20 protein-coding genes are annotated in these 17,709 nt (G+C 63.4%); 8 read left to right on the top strand and 12 right to left on the bottom strand.

All coding sequences use genetic code 11. The annotated features are described in order from the left end of the window. Positions 1-18: 18 nt before the first annotated feature. The 4 genes from ASD68_RS05435 to ASD68_RS05420 all read right to left on the bottom strand — a co-directional run bounded on the left by ASD68_RS05435 (position 19) and on the right by ASD68_RS05420 (position 3,915). Positions 19-1,563, bottom strand: a complete 1,545-nt coding sequence (locus ASD68_RS05435) for a peptidoglycan-binding domain-containing protein (RefSeq protein ID WP_056604318.1) — start codon at positions 1,561-1,563, stop codon at positions 19-21. A 28-nt stretch (positions 1,564-1,591) separates the two neighbouring features. Further along, positions 1,592-2,098: a lysozyme inhibitor LprI family protein gene (locus ASD68_RS05430; protein WP_082545963.1), complete on the bottom strand. Its 507-nt coding sequence runs from the start codon at positions 2,096-2,098 to the stop codon at positions 1,592-1,594. Between the two features lie 182 nt (positions 2,099-2,280). Further along, a complete protein-coding gene (locus ASD68_RS05425) occupies positions 2,281-2,730 on the bottom strand; it encodes a lysozyme inhibitor LprI family protein (protein WP_056604313.1) in 450 nt (149 codons plus the stop codon). A gap of 309 nt (positions 2,731-3,039) precedes the next feature. Further along, positions 3,040-3,915 carry a hypothetical protein gene (locus ASD68_RS05420; RefSeq protein ID WP_056604310.1) on the bottom strand — a complete coding sequence of 292 codons (876 nt, stop codon included), beginning with the start codon at positions 3,913-3,915 and terminating at the stop codon, positions 3,040-3,042. Between the two features lie 318 nt (positions 3,916-4,233). On the opposite strand from ASD68_RS05420, the gene gndA reads away from it, so the two are divergent. Then, positions 4,234-5,643 (top strand): NADP-dependent phosphogluconate dehydrogenase, encoded by a 1,410-nt coding sequence (gene gndA / locus ASD68_RS05415; RefSeq protein WP_056604307.1) that lies wholly within the window; start codon positions 4,234-4,236, stop codon positions 5,641-5,643. Between the two features lie 149 nt (positions 5,644-5,792). Continuing rightward, the gene (locus ASD68_RS05410) at positions 5,793-6,587 is read left to right on the top strand and encodes a class I SAM-dependent methyltransferase (RefSeq protein WP_056604304.1); all 795 of its coding nucleotides are present in this window, start codon (positions 5,793-5,795) and stop codon (positions 6,585-6,587) included. 136 nt (positions 6,588-6,723) lie between these two features. On the opposite strand, the gene ASD68_RS05405 is transcribed toward ASD68_RS05410, so the two are convergent. Continuing rightward, on the bottom strand, positions 6,724-7,080 hold the full coding sequence (locus ASD68_RS05405) for a DUF1428 domain-containing protein (RefSeq protein ID WP_056604301.1): 357 nt from the start codon (positions 7,078-7,080) through the stop codon (positions 6,724-6,726). 113 nt (positions 7,081-7,193) lie between these two features. After that, the gene (locus ASD68_RS05400) at positions 7,194-7,595 is read right to left on the bottom strand and encodes a YciI family protein (protein ID WP_056604298.1); all 402 of its coding nucleotides are present in this window, start codon (positions 7,593-7,595) and stop codon (positions 7,194-7,196) included. Positions 7,596-7,758: 163 nt separating this feature from the next. On the opposite strand from ASD68_RS05400, the gene ASD68_RS05395 reads away from it, so the two are divergent. The 4 genes from ASD68_RS05395 (at position 7,759) to ASD68_RS05380 (ending at position 10,407) form a co-directional block, all read left to right on the top strand. Next, entirely contained in the window at positions 7,759-8,178 is a 420-nt protein-coding gene (locus ASD68_RS05395) for a YciI family protein (protein ID WP_056604295.1), read from the top strand. A gap of 25 nt (positions 8,179-8,203) precedes the next feature. After that, the gene (locus ASD68_RS05390) at positions 8,204-8,611 is read left to right on the top strand and encodes a VOC family protein (protein WP_082545962.1); all 408 of its coding nucleotides are present in this window, start codon (positions 8,204-8,206) and stop codon (positions 8,609-8,611) included. Positions 8,612-8,644: 33 nt separating this feature from the next. Further along, entirely contained in the window at positions 8,645-9,049 is a 405-nt protein-coding gene (locus ASD68_RS05385; RefSeq protein WP_056604289.1) for a VOC family protein, read from the top strand. 68 nt (positions 9,050-9,117) lie between these two features. Beyond that, positions 9,118-10,407, top strand: coding sequence for an RNA polymerase sigma factor (locus ASD68_RS05380; RefSeq protein ID WP_056605209.1), 1,290 nt, complete (start codon positions 9,118-9,120; stop codon positions 10,405-10,407). Here ASD68_RS05380 and ASD68_RS05375 read toward each other — a convergent pair whose 3' ends face one another. The 4 genes from ASD68_RS05375 to ASD68_RS05360 form a co-directional block, all read right to left on the bottom strand. Then, positions 10,408-11,718, bottom strand: a complete 1,311-nt coding sequence (locus tag ASD68_RS05375; RefSeq protein ID WP_056080989.1) for a dicarboxylate/amino acid:cation symporter — start codon at positions 11,716-11,718, stop codon at positions 10,408-10,410. Between the two features lie 122 nt (positions 11,719-11,840). Beyond that, positions 11,841-12,383 (bottom strand): sulfur transferase domain-containing protein, encoded by a 543-nt coding sequence (locus ASD68_RS05370; protein ID WP_056604286.1) that lies wholly within the window; start codon positions 12,381-12,383, stop codon positions 11,841-11,843. Between the two features lie 117 nt (positions 12,384-12,500). After that, complete coding sequence (locus ASD68_RS05365) at positions 12,501-12,992, bottom strand: hypothetical protein (RefSeq protein ID WP_156458344.1); 492 nt, start codon at positions 12,990-12,992, stop codon at positions 12,501-12,503. 2 nt (positions 12,993-12,994) lie between these two features. Beyond that, positions 12,995-13,957 (bottom strand): AraC family transcriptional regulator, encoded by a 963-nt coding sequence (locus ASD68_RS05360; protein WP_200945326.1) that lies wholly within the window; start codon positions 13,955-13,957, stop codon positions 12,995-12,997. Positions 13,958-14,063: 106 nt separating this feature from the next. On the opposite strand from ASD68_RS05360, the gene ASD68_RS05355 reads away from it, so the two are divergent. Further along, positions 14,064-14,897: an oxidoreductase gene (locus ASD68_RS05355; protein WP_056604278.1), complete on the top strand. Its 834-nt coding sequence runs from the start codon at positions 14,064-14,066 to the stop codon at positions 14,895-14,897. 162 nt (positions 14,898-15,059) lie between these two features. Then, positions 15,060-15,566, top strand: a complete 507-nt coding sequence (locus ASD68_RS05350; protein WP_056604275.1) for a methylated-DNA--[protein]-cysteine S-methyltransferase — start codon at positions 15,060-15,062, stop codon at positions 15,564-15,566. A gap of 160 nt (positions 15,567-15,726) precedes the next feature. Here ASD68_RS05350 and ASD68_RS05345 read toward each other — a convergent pair whose 3' ends face one another. Beyond that, positions 15,727-16,656: a hypothetical protein gene (locus tag ASD68_RS05345; RefSeq protein WP_056604271.1), complete on the bottom strand. Its 930-nt coding sequence runs from the start codon at positions 16,654-16,656 to the stop codon at positions 15,727-15,729. A gap of 237 nt (positions 16,657-16,893) precedes the next feature. After that, positions 16,894-17,631 carry a tannase/feruloyl esterase family alpha/beta hydrolase gene (locus ASD68_RS05340; protein WP_056604268.1) on the bottom strand — a complete coding sequence of 246 codons (738 nt, stop codon included), beginning with the start codon at positions 17,629-17,631 and terminating at the stop codon, positions 16,894-16,896. Between the last annotated feature and the right edge of the window lie 78 nt (positions 17,632-17,709).

Below are 17,709 nucleotides of genomic sequence, written 5' to 3'. Positions count from 1 at the left end.
CATCCCCAACCCTGTCGTTCATCGTTGCATGGGTGGCTGCGCCAGCCGCACATCCGCTGACTGCAATAACGGCGCTGGCTCCTGCGCATTCTGCGCCTCAGGCATCTGCATTCGCGACCAGTCCGCACTGCTCTGCGCGAGCGGTGTATTGATGCCGCCAATCACATCGACAAAGGCAAACTTCCGCAACAGCGAGCCTGCGCTTTCCTGCACGGCGAACGCGCGGGAGGAATCTTCGCTAAGGATCACCCGGTCGATTCGTTCCAGCCCTTCCTTCTGCGCCGAGAGCGCCAGCGCGCCGGAGAGGTTGCAGCTGAGTACGTCGGTCGGGCGACTCCGCGTCTGGTCGAGCTGTCCCACACCGTTGAAGGCCTGTTGAAACAGCGAAAATCCAGGGTGCTGCGGGTGGGAAAGGGTGATCGGAGTGATGGCGGATTGCTGCAGCGCCTGCTCGAGAGCTCCGGCGGTTTCGCCGCCAACTTTTCCATCGGGGTCGAGGTGGTGCTGCCGCTGAAAATCCTCTATTGCACCGCGAGTTGTTGGGCCGAAATCGCCATCATCCTCGATGGGGCGACCGCGGTGCTGATAGCCAAGTGCGGCCAATTTTCGCTGGACGTCAGCTACCGCAGGCCCGCTGCTTCCTACCTTGAGTAGCGGCTCACGGCCGCCTAGTTCGGCGAGAGCCTTCAACTCCACGGAGTCGAGCACTGCCGCGTCGCGCCCTTGGTCCGTGAGATATTTTTCGAGACCGGTCTTGAAAAATTCCCTGTCTTCTTCCGACAAGCTGGCCTTGACGTTCTCGATACCTGCGGCCTCCACGCAATGGGAAATACGTCGGAGCACATCCTTCGTGCCTCGGTCAGACTGCGCATATTGGGTTTGAAGCTTGTACCGCACCAAGTCATCCAATCCGAACGCCCCTTCAACCTTGATGGTGGCGCCATGCCGGCGACCAGGCATGTCCATTGCGGTATCGGTGCTCGTCAGGCTGATGAATTTTTTCAAGCCGTCGTTAACTGCGTCGCCGTATTGGTTTCTCGTGTCGATGAGGATGAGTTTGGCGGCATCATTGCCACTCATGAAGGTCTTGTTGGGTGTTTCGGTCATACCGTCGACAACGGCATTCACCGCGGCGACCTTCTGTTGCACCCCGGGTACGAAATCGGCGTTGATTGCCTTGATCCCTGCATCGGAGCTCAGTGCAGCATTGAGCTTGGGCTCCAGCCGATCGTAGAGCGCGCTGTCGGCGGCGGTAAATTCGCCAAATGGCTTGTAGAAATGCCCCTTGATGTCCTCCAACTCTTCATTGCTCAGAATGCGACGACTTTGGACATCGATGGCGGTTTCCGTGATGGATTCCAACAGGTTTCGCCCGTTCTGGTTGGAACCGATGTCGTACTGGAAGGGGCCGAAACTTGGGCCGCTGCGCCCCGACACCGCGTTGCTCATTTCGTACGCGCCTGCACCGTCGCGCAGCTCGCTCTTCATCATGATGAGATAAGTGCGGTACTCCAGGGAGTCGCGCGGAAAAGCGTCGCCTCCCGAAAATTTCTTCTCGCTCACTGCAAACTCCTTTTATCGCTGGGCAGTTTCAGTCCGAAGATCGACCCGTAACGCTGTTGCGCCAGTCCTCCAGTTGTTGGGCACGGTAAGCGGTACTTTCCATAATGCACGTCGATTCCGTGGCCGGGCCGGTATCCGAGCCGAAGCGGCCGGCGCGGGCTGCACAGTCCTTGTCCCGGAAGGTGAGCCATGCGCGTTGCGCTTCGACCGCCGCGCGCCTGTCCAGATCATCCAGAACCGTCAGAAGCGACTGGTATACCCGATTGAGGCGATCGTCTTGATAGGTGAGTTCCGTGCCTGCACAGTCTTGTTGCTTCGGCGCCGTGCCGCTGCTTCGCTTCATGCACGCGTCGTAGCTGGAGCGAACGCCGAAGTAGCGCAACGAGATGTAGGAGAGCCGTTCCACCCCTGTCCTGATGGCCATGCCGTTAATGGTTTCGGGTTGGCTGGTCACATGGGCGGGATCGGCGGACGTGGCGGTGGTGCTCAGTGCCACGCACGTCCATACAACCGGCAGCGCAGTTCGTAACTTCATGGGTTTTCCTTCTCCTGCTGGCTCTCGGCCATGTTCCTGATTCCCCGGCGAACGAGCCTATCATTCAAAGAATTCGCAGGAACGAACTTGACGGAAGCTTAGCTGCTGTACGCGGAAGTCGATGGCTCCGACATCGAGGTCATGGGTACCGAGGTTGGGCACGTCTTCGCCCTTGAAGGGGATTACCGCAGGTTCGCCATAAACAAATAGTCGTCCAGCGCGTTGGCGCGTTCGCAGATGCGGAAGATCTCGTTCTGCGTCACTTGGAGATTGGCGACGGCCTCGCTGCCGTAGACAGAGCTTTCCAGCTCGCCGTTCTTCTCCTGGAACTTCAGCCAGGCGCGCTCGGCGTTGATCAGTTCGTCCTTGGCTTTCGGGCTCAGTTTTCCCAGAAGCGCCTTGTACTTCGCGTTGAGGCGGCCATCCTGGCGAGTCCGTTCTTCCGCCAGGCAGTTGGCTGCCGCGTTGGCGTCTGAATCGGCCCGGTCGACACAAGCGTAAAACTCATCGGTGATCCCTGGCGGAGCGTGGCTCTTGATGCTTTGGCTTCTACTTTCCATACCCATCGCGGCGGCGGCTTGAGCCACGAGGCTGAGGGTGAGTGCGATAGCGAGCGGCCTGAATGTCTTCATGCTGGGGTTCCTGTCCGTATGGTCCTGACTTCCAAGGTCTGGAGCCTATCATCGAACCAGCAGTGTCGGATCCGAACGGTACTTGCTGGAGATCGTCATCTTCGCGAGGCGCTTTCAACAGCCGAAGAGCTGGTCAAACGAGGACCCAGCGCCATCGGCACCTGGCAAAATGCCGAAGGCAATGGATGACCAGACATTCGTCTGTTGAAAAGCTCCTCCCGCTTTTGCGGGAATGACGAAAAGTGGGGTTTCGCGCGCAAGTATGTGCGGGTCGGTTCCGATCGCCGTTTTCGCCTTTACGGACCCTTCTTATTCCGGCATCGGCACGGACCAGACCTTGCCCGTCGCGCGCTCGGTGAACCACAAGGTGTCGCCCGCTGGTTCGACGCCGGTCGGGGTCTTCAGCCCGTTCTTGATGACGGTGACGTGGGCGGTGTCGCCGTTGATCGTCAGGCTGCTGATCTCGCCGCTGCCGTTGGCGGCGACGAACAGCTTGCTGTTGGCGGTGCGCATGCCGTCGGGGCCGTGGACCGGGGCATCCATCCAGATGTCGACGGGTGTGCCGGGCTTGCCGTCGGCTCCCACTGGCACCCGGTAGAGCTTGTTGAAGAAGACGTTGTTGACGTACAGCGTTCCGTCGAGGAAGGCGATGCCGTCGATGCCGAGCAGGGTGCGGTGGTCGAGATAGAGCGTGGGGACCTGGGCACCGGGCGCGAGGCGGTAGATCTTCTGGTTGGCGGTGTCGGTGACGTAGAGCGCCTTGTCCGGCCCCACGGTGAAATCGTTGCAGGTGGAGTTGTCGCCCGGCAGGGTCCAGCTCAGCTTGGGCGCGCCGGATTTCAGATCAAAGCCGCGCAGGGCGGTGCTGCGGCGCACCGGGGTGGCACCGGCCACGGGCGTCAGCTGGCAGGTCCACAGGGTGTTGGTTGCCGCATCGGCCAGTACGCCGAAAAAGAAGGTGCCGGGGCCGGCAGCGCTGGCATCGATGAAGGGTGTGGCCGTCGTGGTGCCTTTCTTCACCGTATAGACGTAGGGCGTACTGGCGCTGCCGACGTACAGGGTGCCGTCCGGTCCCACGGCCATGCTCTCGGGCTGCGACTTGGTGTCGTGGATGACGATCTCCGCGGCGTTGGATGCTGAAGCGGCGGCGAGGATGGCGAGGGCGAAGCAAACGGCGCGGATCATGGGCGTGTCCTTTGTCGTTGTCGTGAAGAGGAAGGAGGAGTGGCGGCGGCCTTGGCTTCGCCTCGTGGCTCAACTATCCAGGGTAATGTACTGAAGCTGGGACGGAGTAAGTTAAATCCCACCTGCTTGGGCGACAAAGCGCGAACAACGTGCTCTGACCCGATTGGCTCGATGGGTTGGCAACGACTCGGCGGGTAGCGCCCAACCTCAGCGTCAGGTTCATTACTTGAACGATTTCTTCACACGGCCTGACGCCTTACCTTGCACGCTCCAAGATCCGCCCCGCTTTTGAAGTCAACAAGCACGAGGAGTGATCAGATGAGTCAGCAGGCAATTGGCGTAGTCGGCATGGCCGTGATGGGTCGCAACCTGGCGTTGAATATCGAAAGCCGCGGTCACGCGGTGTCGATCTACAACCGCAGTCGCGAGAAGACCGACGAGGTGATCGCCGAGCACGGCGACAAGAAGCTTGTCGCCACCTACACGCTGCAGGAGTTTGTCGATTCACTGGAGAAGCCCCGACGCATCCTGCTGATGGTGAAAGCGGGCGCGCCGACCGACGACACCATTGCCCAGCTGCGACCGCTGCTGGACAAGGGCGACATCCTGATCGACGGCGGCAATACGAATTTCCACGACACCATCCGGCGCAACAAGGAGCTGGCCGCGGCTGGCTTGCACTTCATCGGCACCGGCGTGTCCGGTGGCGAAGAGGGCGCCTTGCACGGCCCGTCGATCATGCCCGGCGGGCCGCGCGATGCGTATGACCTGGTCGAGCCGATTCTCACCGAGATCGCGGCACGGGCCAAAGACGGCAAGCCGTGCGTGGCGTACATGGGCACGGACGGCGCCGGGCACTACGTGAAAATGGTGCACAACGGCATCGAATACGGTGACATGCAGCTGATCGCCGAGAGCTACGCGATGCTCAAGCACGTACTGGGTTTGTCCAACCAGGAACTGGCGGATGTCTACACCCGCTGGAACGAAGGTGAGCTGGACAGCTACCTGATCGAGATCACCGCGACCATCTTCGGCAAGAAGGACGAGAAGACGGGCAAGGATCTGGTCGACGTGATACTCGATCGCGCGGCGCAGAAAGGCACCGGCAAGTGGACCAGCCAGAGCGCACTGGATCTTGGCGTGCCACTGCCGCTGATCACCGAAGCGGTGTTCGCCCGCGTGCTGTCATCGCTGAAAGACGAACGCGTCGCGGCGAGCGGGCAACTCGAAGGGCCTGTCAGCAAGGCCTTCAGCGGTGATCGGGAGGCGTTCATCGCCGCCGTCGGCAAGGCCTTGTACCTGAGCAAGATCGTCTCCTACGCGCAGGGGTTTGCGCAGTTGCGCGCTGCGTCCGACGAGTACAAGTGGCAGCTCGACTACGGCACCATCGCGCAGATCTGGCGCGGAGGCTGCATCATCCGCGCCCGCTTTTTGCAGAACATCACCGACGCCTACGCCGAGAACGCCAACCTGGCCAACCTGCTGCTTGCACCGTATTTCCGCGACATCGCCAAGACCTATCAGGTAGCGCTGCGCGAGGTGGTCAGTGCGGCCATTGCCGCCGGCGTGCCGGTGCCGTGCTTCTCCTCGGCCATCGCCTATTACGACGGTTATCGCAGCGAACGCCTGCCCGCCAACCTGCTGCAGGCACAGCGCGACTTCTTCGGCGCCCACACGTTTGAGCGCATCGACGAAAAAGGGAGCTTTCACGCGGAGTGGAGCTGAGGCATTCGCGCGGGCACGGGCTTGCCCCGGTCTGACAACCACCAAAGAACGGGGCCAGCTCGACTGGCCCGTTCCCCAACGCTATTTGCGGTAGTGACCCTCGACGCCTCCGGAGTACGCTGCACGTTCCACCAAGGGAGGCTCGAACCATGATCCAGCCCACGCGAAAGCTCCTGCTGCTTGCCAGCGCCCTGTTGTGGCCATGTTTCGCCAATGCCGTCACGCCGAAGACGGATACCACCGCCTCGTTGCAACAGGCCGTCAACGGCCCGGGGCGTTCCGCCGAGAACAGGGCGCGCGACCGCTACCGCCACCCGGTCGAGACGCTGCAATTCTTCGGCATCCAGCCGCAGATGACGGTTATCGAGATCGCGCCGGGTGGTGGCTGGTACACCGAGATTCTGGCGCCGTTCCTGGGCGACCACGGACACTTGATTGAAGCAGGCTCGCCGAAGTTTGCCGACACGATCAAGGCCCATCCCGCCATGTTCGGCAACATCGAGAAAGTCGTGCCGTTTGCGCCACCGCTGCAGGTGAACCTCGGCAAGCCTGGCTCGGCTGACATGGTGCTCACGTTCCGCAACACCCACGACTGGCTGAACCAAAGCCCCGAGACCTTGGCCGCGGTGTTCAAGTCGGCGTTTCAGGTGCTCAAGCCCGGCGGCGTCTTCGGTGTGATCGAGCATCGCGCCAAACCGTTTTCCGATGCCGTGGAAAGCGCGAAAGCGCTGCACCGTATTCCCGAGGACTACCTGATCGAACTGGGTCTGAAAACGGGTTTCCGTCTTGCGGGCGTCTCCCAGGTCAATGCCAACCCGAAGGATCCCGAAGACATCAACGTCCACCGCCTGCCACCCAATCTGGCGGGGCCGGATAGCGAGCACGCAAAGCTTCAAGCGGTTGGCGAATCGGACCGGATGACGTTGCGATTTGTGAAGCCTTGAAGGGAAGGTGCCGGTAACGCGGTCAGGCTCACCCGCGGTCGTCTTGATTCCCGCGGGTTGGCGATGCACGGACCCGAAGCAGGCGACGCAAAGAAAGGGGTCACCGTTTCGCGGGCCCCTTTTGTGGGAGCCGTGGCTACGCCGGCAGGCTCACGACCGGCACAAAGCCGCCAAAGATCATGCGTTTGCCGTCGAAGGGACAATCGCTGGCCGCCTCCATGCGCGGATCCTTCATGAATTTCTCCATGCCGGCGTCGCGAGTGGCCTTGTCGGGCCATTCCACCCAGGAGAACACCACGGATTCGTCCTCTTTGGCCTGCACGGCGCGGCGGAAATCGGTGAGCTTGCCTTTGGGCACGTCGTCAGCCCAGCACTCCTGCACGCGCGTGGCGCCGAACTCCAGGAAGATGGCGTCAAAGGTGCTGGCATGCTTGATGAACGACTCGCGGTTGGCGTTGGGTACGGCGATCACGAAACCATCGACATAGGACATGGTTGTCTCCTCGGCGGCAACGGCCACCGGAATGGCGGCCTTGCTGTATCGACGAACGACGGCGGCCGAAATCGACACGGGGGCGGGTTTTGACGCGCCGACCGGACTTTCCGCTACTCCCGGTTGCCGTCGGCTGCCTGCTTCGCGCCGACGTGCTCCCGCACCGCCTGCATGTCGCGCACCGGGCGCACTTCAATACTGCCGAAACGCGACCACGGGAATTCCCGGGCGATGGCCATCGCCGCATCCATCGAGTCCGCTTCAATCAGGTTGAACCCGGCCAGGAATTCGCGCGTTTCGGCGAACGGACCGTCGGTGACGCGGCTGATGCCGTCGCGTATGCGCAAGGTCTTGGCGCTGTCGGGGTTTTCCAGTTGCTGCGAACCGTGCAGAGAGCCGTCTTGCTGGAGCGCATCGGCTTTCTCGAAGCAACCACGCATCAGACGGTCGTATTCGGCCTGCGGAAGTTCGGCCAGCAAGCCCGGGTCGATATGGATCAGGGTCAGGTACTGCATCGCGGGCTCCACAGCGCATCGGGGATGCCGATCATGCCCGCTACTGGCGATCCGCTCAAACAGGGCCAGGGAAAATAGTTTTCAGGGTATGTCGATCCGGGGCGTGTCCGTTCGTCGTCTTCCTTGCAAGCGGCCAGATCGTGCCGCGAAACAGGAGACTGCAATGAAAGTCATGGTGATGGTGAAAGCCACCGACGAGTCCGAGGCCGGCGCGATGCCGAGCCAGGCGTTGCTCGAGGCGATGGGCAAGTTCAACGAGGAACTGGTCAACGCCGGCGTGATGCTGGCAGGCGAGGGTTTGCATCCGAGTTCGTGTGGTGCGCGCGTCGCGTTTGATGGCGCGCAGCGGCGGGTGATCGACGGCCCGTTCACCGAGACCCGCGAGTTGGTCGCCGGATTCTGGCTGTGGCAGGTGCGCTCGCTGGAGGAGGCCATCGAATGGGTCAAGCGTTGTCCGAATCCGATGCCCGGGCCATCCGAGATCGAGATCCGCCCGATTTTCGACACCGCCGACTTCGGCGACGAATTCACCCCCGAGTTGCGCGCGCAGTCGGAGCGCTTGCGCCAGCGACTTGGCAACTGAAACCACAGCCAGCAGGAGCGACACCATGAAACTTATCCCGTACCTGATGTTTCGCGAGGGGAAATGCCGCGAGGCGTTCGCGTTCTATGCGCAGGTCCTGCGCGGCGACGTTGTCTCCAGCGTGACCTATGGCGAGATGGGGCCCGACATTCCCGAGCCGATGCGGCCACTGATCGCCAACGTTCACCTCGTGGTGGGCGACGCTTCGATCATGGGCGCCGACGCCATGGAAAACCACGATGGCCAGGCCACGACCTCGGTCAACATCGCGGTGGACAACATCGAGGAGGCCGAGCGCGTGTTCGCCATGATGTCGGACGGTGGGCTGGTTCGGATGCCGATGGCCGCGACGGCGTGGTCACCGCGATTCGGCATGTGCGACGACCGTTATGGCCAGCCGTGGATGGTCAATTGCGTGACGTCCGCGTCGTGAGCCACGTGCCTTCCACCCACACCAAGGACAACCATGCCCCGTAATCTCTACGTCAACCTGCCGGTGAAGGATCTGGAGCGCTCCGTCGATTTCTTCGAGGCGCTCGAGTTCTCGTTCAATCCGAAATTCACCGACGAAAATGCGGCGTGCCTGATCATCAATGAACGAACAGGCGTGATGCTGCTGGCGGAAAGCTTCTTCGCCGGCTTCACCAACAAGCCCCTTGCCGATGCGCGTGCCAGCACCGAGACCTTGCTGGCGCTGTCGCTCGACAGTCGTGCCGAAGTCGAGGCGTTCATGGCCAGGGCGTTTGCGGCGGGTGCCACCCCGACGATCGAGTCGAAGGACTACGGTTTCATGGTTCAGCATGGGTTTGCCGACCCGGACGGACACCAATGGGAAGTGTTCTGGATGGACGAGACGCAGATGCCGACCTGATGAGCCGGTGCGACAGGGATAGGCACGCTTGCGGCAGGCTGCCGGGGATGATGTGATCGATGGCGATGATGGCAAGCACCCACCCCGACGCGATACATCGTGCCCTGGACACGCTGTGGCGAATGGAATCGCCACGGCTGCTGGCGCGCATCGCGCGCATGACCGGCAACATCGACACCGCGGAGGAGCTGGCGCAAGACGTATTGCTGGGCGCGCTGGAACGCTGGCCGCGCGATGGCCTGCCCGACACCCCCGCGGCGTGGCTGATGACCGCCGCCAGGCATCGCGCCATCGATCATCTGCGCCAGCGCGCCTTGCACGCGCGCAAACACGATGCATTCGGCATCGAACGGGAGCTGCACGGAGCCGACATGCAGGGTGACGAAGCGCCGGACAAGGCGGACGACGACATCGGCGATGACTTGCTGCGCCTGTTGTTCGTGGCGTGCCACCCGGTGCTTCCGATGGAATCGCGGGTGGCACTGACCCTGCGCCTGCTCGGCGGATTGAGCACGCCGGAGATCGCCCGCGCCTTCCTGCAAGCCGAGCCGACGGTGGCTCAGCGCATCGTGCGCGCCAAGCGCAAGCTGTCGAAGGAGGCGGTGGCGTTCGAGATACCGCGCAAGGCCGAGCTTCCCGAACGTCTCGACGCCGTGCTCGAAGTCCTCTACCTGGTCTTCAACGAAGGCTACGCCGCGACCGGTGGTGAAGACTGGATGCGTCCTGCGTTGTGCGAGGAAGCGTTGCGGCTGGGGCGCGTGTTGGTGGGGCTGCTGCCGGATCAAGCCGAAGTGTTCGGCCTGCTGGCCCTGATGGAATTGCAGGCGTCACGGATACCGGCACGCACCGAGGCCGACGGCACGCCGATTCTGCTGCCCGAACAGAATCGCGCGCGTTGGGACCGCCTGCAGATCCAGCGTGGCTTGGCCGCATTGGAGCGTGCGCAACGCCTCGGTGGAGCTGGCGGTGCCTATGCGCTGCAGGCAGCCATCGCTGCGTGCCACGCGCGCGCATTGCGGATGGAGGATACCGACTGGCCGCGGATTGCAGGCTTGTACGCGCAGCTCGTGCAGGTGATGCCTTCACCCGTGGTTGAACTCAACCGTGCGGTGGCGGTGAGCCGCGCGCAGGGCGCCGCCGCCGGACTCACCATCGTCGACGCGCTGGAGGACGCAGGGCAGCTTCGCGACTACGCGCCCTTGCCGGCGGTGCGCGGCGATTTGCTGCGGCAACTGGGTCGTCTGGATGAAGCGCGCAACGCGTTCGAGCTGGCGGCATCGCTCACCGCCAATGCGCGTGAACGAGCGGTCTTGCTGGCGCGTGCACAGGCCTGCGATGAGCCGGGCGGCCCACGGTAACTACGCCTGCGCGTTTCGCGCCTCGGCCCGCTTAAGGCTGTCATCGACGATCTGCGCGGTGACGATATCGCTGCCCACGTTGACCGTGGTGCGCGCCATGTCGAGGAGGCGGTCCACGCCGATGATGATGCCGATGCCTTCCGGAGGTATCCCGAACGTGGCCAGCAACCCCGCGATCATGGGCAGCGAACCGCCCGGGATGCCGGACACGGCCACGGCGCTGAGCACCGCCAGCAGCAGCATGATGACCTGGGTAGCGAGACTCAGCTCGACGCCGAACACCTGTGCGATGAACAACACCACGCAACCCTCGAACAGCGCCGTGCCGCTCATGTTCATGGTTGCGCCCAGCGGCAGCACGAAGCCCGAGGTGGTGGGGCGCAGCTTGAGTTCTTCCTGGGCGATGGCCAGCGAGGTGGGCAGCGTGGCATTGCTGGAGCTGGTGCTGAAAGCGGTGACCAGCACGGGCCGGATGTTCTTGAAGAATGCCCATGGCGATTTGCGCGCCAGCAAGGCGATCCACAACGACATGGTGCCGAACAGGTGCAGCGCCATGGCCAGCAGGCAGCCGACCACGAACACGGACAGGGCCAATACCACGTCCAGCCCCACCTTCACGATCACGCTGTAAATCATCGCCGGCACGGCATACGGGGCCAGCTGCAACGCAAAGTCGACGATTTTCGTCATCAACTCGCTGATCAGGTCCAGGCCATCCTGCAGGCGTTGGCGTTTGTCGGGCGCCAGCTGCGTGCCCGCGGCGCCGACCAGGATGGCGAACAGGATCAGCGGCAGCACGTCGCCGATGACCCCGCGGTTATTGCCCACCACTGCGCCGAACAGGTTGCGCGGCATGAACATTTCCACCAACAGGCCGAGGCTGAGGCCGGGTTGCTCGGCGTGCGTGCGCACGCTTTGCACGGCCGAGCCGCCGTACTCGGCCATCAGTTTCTGCGCGGTGAGCGGATCGATGTGGTGGCCCGGCTGAAGCAGGTTCATCAGTACCAGGCCAATGGCCACGCCGATCACCATGTTGGCCGCGAACAAGGCGAAGGTGCGCGCTGCCAGCGGGCCGAGCCTGTTCAGCTGCCCCAGTTGCACGATGCCCGAAGCCAGCGACGAGAACACCAGCGGGATGACCACGAAAAAGAGCAGGCGCAGGAATACTTGCCCGAACGGGTCGAACACGGCCGAGGACACGCGTTGCATGAAGGCCAGCGTCGGTGCATGCCACTGGCCGATGGCGAGCGTGGCCAGCGCCGCCACGATGCCGATGACGAGTCCCCAGAGGATGCGTGTCGCGAGCGACATCTTGTGCTTTGTCATGCGGCAACGGTACGCGATGGGCTTCCCGGCGTCACCTGAAAGCAAAAAGGTGAGGGGCCAGGTTGAGATGGCCCGGTTTTTTCGGACACGTTGATCAGGCACTCATCTCAATGAGCGTTTTCGGTTGGTTCGCCAGACCATGCGTGCAAGCGTTCGCGTACGGCGGGCTCCAGGCTCTTCATGCCCCATCGCCGACCTTCGGCCAGCGCGGCTTCCGTCGGCAGGCCATCCACCAGGGCGGCGCGCAACGCGATCATGGCGCCCACCCGATTGCTGCTGGCGCAATGCACCAGCGTCGGTTGCTCGCCCGCGTCCCGCAGCAACCGGTCGAACTGTCTGACGCGGGCGCGCGTCAGGTCGCCGGCGCCGTGGATCGGCAACGCGTGATAGCCGATGCCGGCGGCTCGCACCGCGGCAGCCTCGTCGAAATCGGGCGTCTCGCTGTCGGCACTGAGATCGATGACCTGTTCGATGCCGGCGCGTTTCAGCGCCGCCACGTCAACCGCCTGCAGCCTGCCGGAAGCAACCCGGTGCGACGCCGGGAACGACACATTCGGCAAATCCGCCAGTGCGGCCTCGGCCGGCGTGGCGGCGTACCCGGCCAGCGGGATGATGGCCAGCATCAATGACAGCAGCAAGAATCGAAACATGTCGGGCGCCTCGCGGTAGATGATTCACAGGATAGCCGGGTCGCCCCGATGTCGAAAAAGGGCGGAGGACGTTGGATCCGGCGCTGCGGGCTTCCTCCGCCCGCGTTGCCGGAACGTTCAGATCGTCCCGGCATCTTTTGCTTCCGGCCGATGGATGCGCGGCTGGCCGGAGATAGGATCGACGTCCGGTGGGGGCTCGGGAATGGGCGCCGGGTGGCCGGAGATGCGTCGCGTCGCGGGATCGACCTCAAGCCGCAATCCTCGTTCGTTCTCGATCAGCAGCTTGCCGCCTTCGGCGCGCAGTGAGCGGAACCACACGTCCTGCACATCGCCTTCCAGTGCGGGGCGTCGTGGATTGTCGTAAACCTTGATGCGCCAGATTTCGCGGTTGGACGCGTCGTAAGCCGCAAGGAAGCCGCCGATCTGACCATCCGTTTCAACGTCGCCGGGAACCTGGGCATAGCGCACGCCCGCGATGAAGACGGAGGGGATGCGCGGTGGAGGTGCGCGTTTGGCAGCGGGTTCGGGCGGATGCGTCATGGGTGTTTTCCTTGCAGGGAAGAAAGGTGTCGATGAAGCGCTGCGCACGACGGCCACCGCGCTGGACATGCTCAGTGCGATGAAATGTATGCGGACGCCGCGTGGGCTGGTGGAAGCGCAAAGCTCTCGCGCATGCGCCTGGCTTCCTCGACGGGTGGACGGCCGAACAGGCGCTTGAACTCGCGGTTGAATTGCGACGGGCTTTCGTAACCGGCGGCATAGCTGGCGGCCGTGGCTGTCATGCCTTGGCGCACCATCAACAGCCGCGCCTGGTGCAGCCGCGCCGACTTCACGTACTGCATGGGCGGCATGCCGGTGATCGCCTTGAAGTGGCTGTGGAAGGTCGGCACGCTCATGCCCGCCTCGTTGGCAAGTTGCGTGAGGTTCAATGGTTGCGCATACGCGGCGTGGATGCGTCGCAGCGCCTTGCCGATCTTGCCGAACTGCCCCTGCATCGCCAGCGCCGCGCGCATGGCGCTGCCCTGGGCGCCGGTCAACACATGAAAGTACAGTTCCCGTACCAGTGCCGGACCGAGTACGTGGGCGTCGAGGGGTTTGCCCATCGCCTCGAGGAAACGCAGTACCGATGATTTCATCGCCGCATCCATCGGGCTGGACATCATGCTTTGCGGCGCAGCCGCGGATGCGGGCGCGCCGTGATGGTCGATCTGGATCATCAACTCCGCCGCCACCTGGAAATCCAGGTGCATGTAGATGGCCAGCAGAGGGCGTTGTCGCGACGCCTCGGTTTCCATCACGAAAGGCACTGGGACGGACACGGCCAGGTAGTGCTGCGCGTCATAGCGATATACCTGATCGCGGAAATAACCCCGCTTGTATCCCTGGCACACGATGACGATCCCGGGGTCGTAGAGCACCGGCGTGCGCGACAGCGGGCGGTCGGAGCGCAGGATGCGTACGTCCGGCAGCGCGGTCAGGTTGTAGCCCTCCGCGGGCGCGAGCGCCTGAAGCAGGCGCACCATGCGTTGCTGATCCGATTCCGCGTTGGGTGGTGTCGATCCTGCTCTCTTCATGGCACTGTCACTTCATAAGAATAGGCAATAAACAGGGAATATTCGGCGCGTAAGTCCACATGCCAGAAGAATAGTATGCATCCTTCCTTTCATTGCAGGCTATGTCATGTCATCTCCAAAAACGCTGCTGATCACGGGCGTGAGCAGCGGCTTCGGTCGCGCTATTGCGCAAGAGGCGCTCGCGGCCGGCCACCGGGTGGTCGGTACGGTTCGCAACGCCGAAGCCAGGCAATCCTTTGAGGCGCTCGCCGCCGCCCGCGCCTTCGCACGCATCCTCGACGTCACCGACTTCGACGCCATCGATAGCGTGATAGCCGAGGTCGAAGCCGACATCGGCCCGGTGGATGTGCTGGTCAATAATGCCGGTTACGGCCACGAGGGCGTGATGGAAGAGTCGCCGCTGGAGGACATGCGTCGCCAGTTCGACGTCAACGTGTTCGGCGCGGTGGCGATGATGAAAGCCGTGCTGCCATACATGCGCGGGCGCCGCCGTGGGCACATCCTCAACATCACCTCGATGGGCGGTTTCATCACCATGCCCGGCATTGCCTATTACTGCGGCAGCAAGTTCGCGCTGGAAGGGATTTCCGACACGCTGGGCAAGGAAGTTGCAGCTTTCGGCATCGCCGTGACGGCGGTGGCGCCGGGCTCGTTTCGCACCGACTGGGCTGGCCGATCCATGTTGCGGACGCCTCGATCCATCGCCGACTATGACGCGTTATTCGATCCCATCCGCAAGGGCCGCGAGGAAAAGAGCGGCAAACAACTGGGCGATCCGCGCAAGGCCGCTCGCACGATGTTGGCCATCATCGACAGCGATTCGCCGCCCAGCCATTTGCTCCTCGGCAGCGATGCGCTTGAACTGGTTCGCGAAAAGCTTGCTACTTCTGCTGCAGAAATCGACAAGTGGGAGGCGGTGACGCGTTCGACGGATGGCTGACTGCCACGGAACCGGAACGCAGGACGTTGAATCCGTCGTTCTCGGCTTCCTCCATTCCCTTGGCGCGCTTGGAGCGAGGCGGGCACGCTTCGCCCGAACCGCCGCAGGGAGTACCGTGCATCGCATCGGCCGTGTGGTCAGCCCTCTGCTTTCGTCTTCATCATGCTGGACAATCTGGTTTACCTCCCCATCGATACGCCGCTAGGGGTTTTCGTGGTCGCCGAGCGCGACGGGGCGCTGAAAGGCGGCTGGTTCGAGGGGCAGAAGTACTTTCCGGCGATCTCGCCGGAAGTCGGGTGGCGAAAGACCACGACGGCCTTGTTGCGCGAGGCGGCGCGGCAACTGGACGCCTATTTCGGGGGTGAGTTGACGCAGCTGGACATGCCATTGGCGCCGGAAGGCACCGCGTTCCAGCAGCAGGTGTGGCGCGCGCTGTGCGAGGTGCCAAGCGGGGAGACGACGACGTACGCCGCGTTGGCGCGGGCGATCGGCCGGCCCGAGGCGTTTCATCCGGTGGGCGCGGCGGTGGGGCGCAACCCGATTTCGCTGTTCGTGCCTTGCCACCGCGCGTTGGGCAGCAACGGTTCGCTGACCGGCTACGCGGGCGGCCTGGCCCGCAAGCGCTGGCTGCTCGATCACGAAGGGCGCGAGCGCCGCTTGTTCGATTGAGCCGCCGTGGCCGCTTCATTTCCTCCGCCGCGGTTCAGAGTCGTATGGATGATCTCTTTCCAGCTGTCCAGCGTGTCGCACTGGCCGATGCGCAAGACCTTTGTGCGGCCGAAGGACGGCCGTCCGGACGTCCAAATTGTGTGAGGCGTCCTTGCTGGTGCTATGGGTTCGGATAGGGCAGCGTTCGGGGAACGACCTTGAGTGAAAAGTCGAGGTAGCGGCGCTCGGATGGCATCGAGTTGTGGCCGACCCATTCGCCGCTGCGGCTCCACACGGATTCGTCCGGGCTGATCGTCATGCCACGGGCGGGCAGATCCTGCGGAATGGGGTCGGGCCGGTTGCGCGGGCCATCGCAGAGCCTCAGCGAATGATTGGTGAACTCGGACTCGCCGTCGGCGTGGGTTCTGACGTCGAACGCCGAATAGTTGTTGTCCACCAGCGACGCCGGTGACGACTCCTCATGCTTGTGGCCGCCCTCGCTGCCCGTGGCATCGAGCACCTGGCTGCCGGACATTGGGGCGTCGAAATCCACCAGGATGCAGGTGCCATCGTCGTCCGGCATGGTTTCGTCGCGGGTCGGTATCGCCAAGGTGAGCCCCCGGAGCTTGCCGCTGGCCTCCACGGTTTGCTTCGAGGTGATGGTTTCACCGTGTACCACGGCATGCGTGGTCGCCAGACCTTTCAGGCTTGCGGTGCCGGACGCGGTGTTGGGAAAGGGCGGCAGGTCGTCCTCACTGGCGGGATGGAACATGTACTGGTTGTAGCCGAATTCCTTCCATGTGCAGGCGAGCAGGTCGGCAGAACCCTGGACGAGCGCGTTCATTTCGGTTTGGTTGCTTGCGGTGCCGTCGCCGCTGTCGAATTCGTGGCGGTAATCGGTGCGGTAGCGCAATTCCATGCGCAACTGGATCAGGCGTGCAAAAGGCACCAGCTCACCGGTTTCGGCGTCGACGGAGCTGCAGGCTTGGGACAGGTTCTCGCCGTGGGCGGCTTTTGCCGATGGGGCATCTTCGGCATCCTGGGCTTGCGTGCATGCGGCGAGGGAAACGGCGAGCAGGGTCGCCAGCGTGCCGAGTTTGTTGTGTCTCATCAGGGCTCCGTTCGTATGGTGTCAGCGCCGGGTATGGGAAGGGTGGTTCGGATTATTGTGCAATCGCTTCACCGCATCGCGGCCCGCGCGCCCGCGCCAGCCCGATTCGAGAGAGAATCATACGGGACGAAGCGCGTCCTCGATCCACCAGCAAGTGGCATCGGCCATCGCCTCCGGATACGGCGTATCGAGATCGGGCGCGATCGTCGCTATCGAAGGGAGCGGTGGCTGTCTTCTTCATCGCTCAGCCCCGCCATCGAGGAAGGCCAGTGCGCGTTCGAGATCGTTCGCGCCAGGATAGTGATGAGCGAAGTGCGGCAGGTCGAGCAGCAGGGTCTGTGGTACGCCGGCCTTGCGATAGCGTTGGTGGACCTGCCGCATTTCGCGGCGATTGAAGTCCTTGTCGCCGGTCAGGAATACGTAGCGATTCGCGGCGATGGCGGCGAGCCGCGCTGGCTCGGCCTGGCCGAAATCGTCCGCGCCCGCGAGGTACAGCGCCCCGTCGAACCGCTGCGGGAAGGTGGTGGCGGCGATGCTGGCGATGCGTCCGCCGCCGGACATGCCGCCGATGTAGCGACGCGCGTCGGCCGGCACGTAGTCACGCCGTGCCAGCGCCAATCCCATCAATGCGACCAGCACGCGTTGATGGCTCGGTGCCGGATTACCGAAATCGCGGGCGGCGATCCACACTGTGGCGTGCCGATCCAGCACCGTGTCCCAGCCCGGCGGTGGGTCTGCCGCGGCGTTGGGGCTGACGAATACCAGCACGCTGCGCGGTGAGGTCGACGGCAAGCGCACGGCCCACGTTACCCGCTGATCGGCGGGCAACACCGATCGCAGCGCCTGGACCTGCGCCGCCGGAAAGACGTCGGCCAACGTGGCCGAGCGCTCGATGGTTGCGGGCTCGGCAGCGCAGACGTACGCCGCCGCGCACAGCCACAACAACAGGCTTGCCGATGCATATCGCAGATTCATGCCGCGAGATTAGCAGCGTGTTGCCGGTGCCCTGAAGCCTCCCGGCGCGGCGTGCCGATTGGCCCTGTTGCCACCCGG

This window comes from Rhodanobacter sp. Root627 (assembly GCF_001427835.1).
Lineage (GTDB): Bacteria > Pseudomonadota > Gammaproteobacteria > Xanthomonadales > Rhodanobacteraceae > Rhodanobacter > Rhodanobacter ginsenosidimutans.
Note: the sequence above shows the minus strand (reverse complement) of the source record. Positions and strands in the feature narration are given on the sequence as shown.

Bases quoted from the DNA above. Each gene is read 5' to 3' on its own strand.
- ASD68_RS05430 (WP_082545963.1), bottom strand. From the start codon at position 2,098: ATGAAGTTACGAACTGCGCTGCCGGTTGTATGGACGTGCGTGGCACTG.
- ASD68_RS05425 (WP_056604313.1), bottom strand. From the start codon at position 2,730: ATGAAGACATTCAGGCCGCTCGCTATCGCACTCACCCTCAGCCTCGTG.
- ASD68_RS05420 (WP_056604310.1), bottom strand. From the start codon at position 3,915: ATGATCCGCGCCGTTTGCTTCGCCCTCGCCATCCTCGCCGCCGCTTCA.
- gndA (WP_056604307.1), top strand. From the start codon at position 4,234: ATGAGTCAGCAGGCAATTGGCGTAGTCGGCATGGCCGTGATGGGTCGC.
- ASD68_RS05410 (WP_056604304.1), top strand. From the start codon at position 5,793: ATGATCCAGCCCACGCGAAAGCTCCTGCTGCTTGCCAGCGCCCTGTTG.
- ASD68_RS05405 (WP_056604301.1), bottom strand. From the start codon at position 7,080: ATGTCCTATGTCGATGGTTTCGTGATCGCCGTACCCAACGCCAACCGC.
- ASD68_RS05400 (WP_056604298.1), bottom strand. From the start codon at position 7,595: ATGCAGTACCTGACCCTGATCCATATCGACCCGGGCTTGCTGGCCGAA.
- ASD68_RS05395 (WP_056604295.1), top strand. From the start codon at position 7,759: ATGAAAGTCATGGTGATGGTGAAAGCCACCGACGAGTCCGAGGCCGGC.
- ASD68_RS05390 (WP_082545962.1), top strand. From the start codon at position 8,204: ATGAAACTTATCCCGTACCTGATGTTTCGCGAGGGGAAATGCCGCGAG.
- ASD68_RS05385 (WP_056604289.1), top strand. From the start codon at position 8,645: ATGCCCCGTAATCTCTACGTCAACCTGCCGGTGAAGGATCTGGAGCGC.
- ASD68_RS05380 (WP_056605209.1), top strand. From the start codon at position 9,118: ATGGCAAGCACCCACCCCGACGCGATACATCGTGCCCTGGACACGCTG.
- ASD68_RS05375 (WP_056080989.1), bottom strand. From the start codon at position 11,718: ATGTCGCTCGCGACACGCATCCTCTGGGGACTCGTCATCGGCATCGTG.
- ASD68_RS05370 (WP_056604286.1), bottom strand. From the start codon at position 12,383: ATGTTTCGATTCTTGCTGCTGTCATTGATGCTGGCCATCATCCCGCTG.
- ASD68_RS05365 (WP_156458344.1), bottom strand. From the start codon at position 12,992: ATGTCCAGCGCGGTGGCCGTCGTGCGCAGCGCTTCATCGACACCTTTC.
- ASD68_RS05360 (WP_200945326.1), bottom strand. From the start codon at position 13,957: ATGAAGAGAGCAGGATCGACACCACCCAACGCGGAATCGGATCAGCAA.
- ASD68_RS05355 (WP_056604278.1), top strand. From the start codon at position 14,064: ATGTCATCTCCAAAAACGCTGCTGATCACGGGCGTGAGCAGCGGCTTC.
- ASD68_RS05350 (WP_056604275.1), top strand. From the start codon at position 15,060: ATGCTGGACAATCTGGTTTACCTCCCCATCGATACGCCGCTAGGGGTT.
- ASD68_RS05345 (WP_056604271.1), bottom strand. From the start codon at position 16,656: ATGAGACACAACAAACTCGGCACGCTGGCGACCCTGCTCGCCGTTTCC.
- ASD68_RS05340 (WP_056604268.1), bottom strand. From the start codon at position 17,631: ATGAATCTGCGATATGCATCGGCAAGCCTGTTGTTGTGGCTGTGCGCG.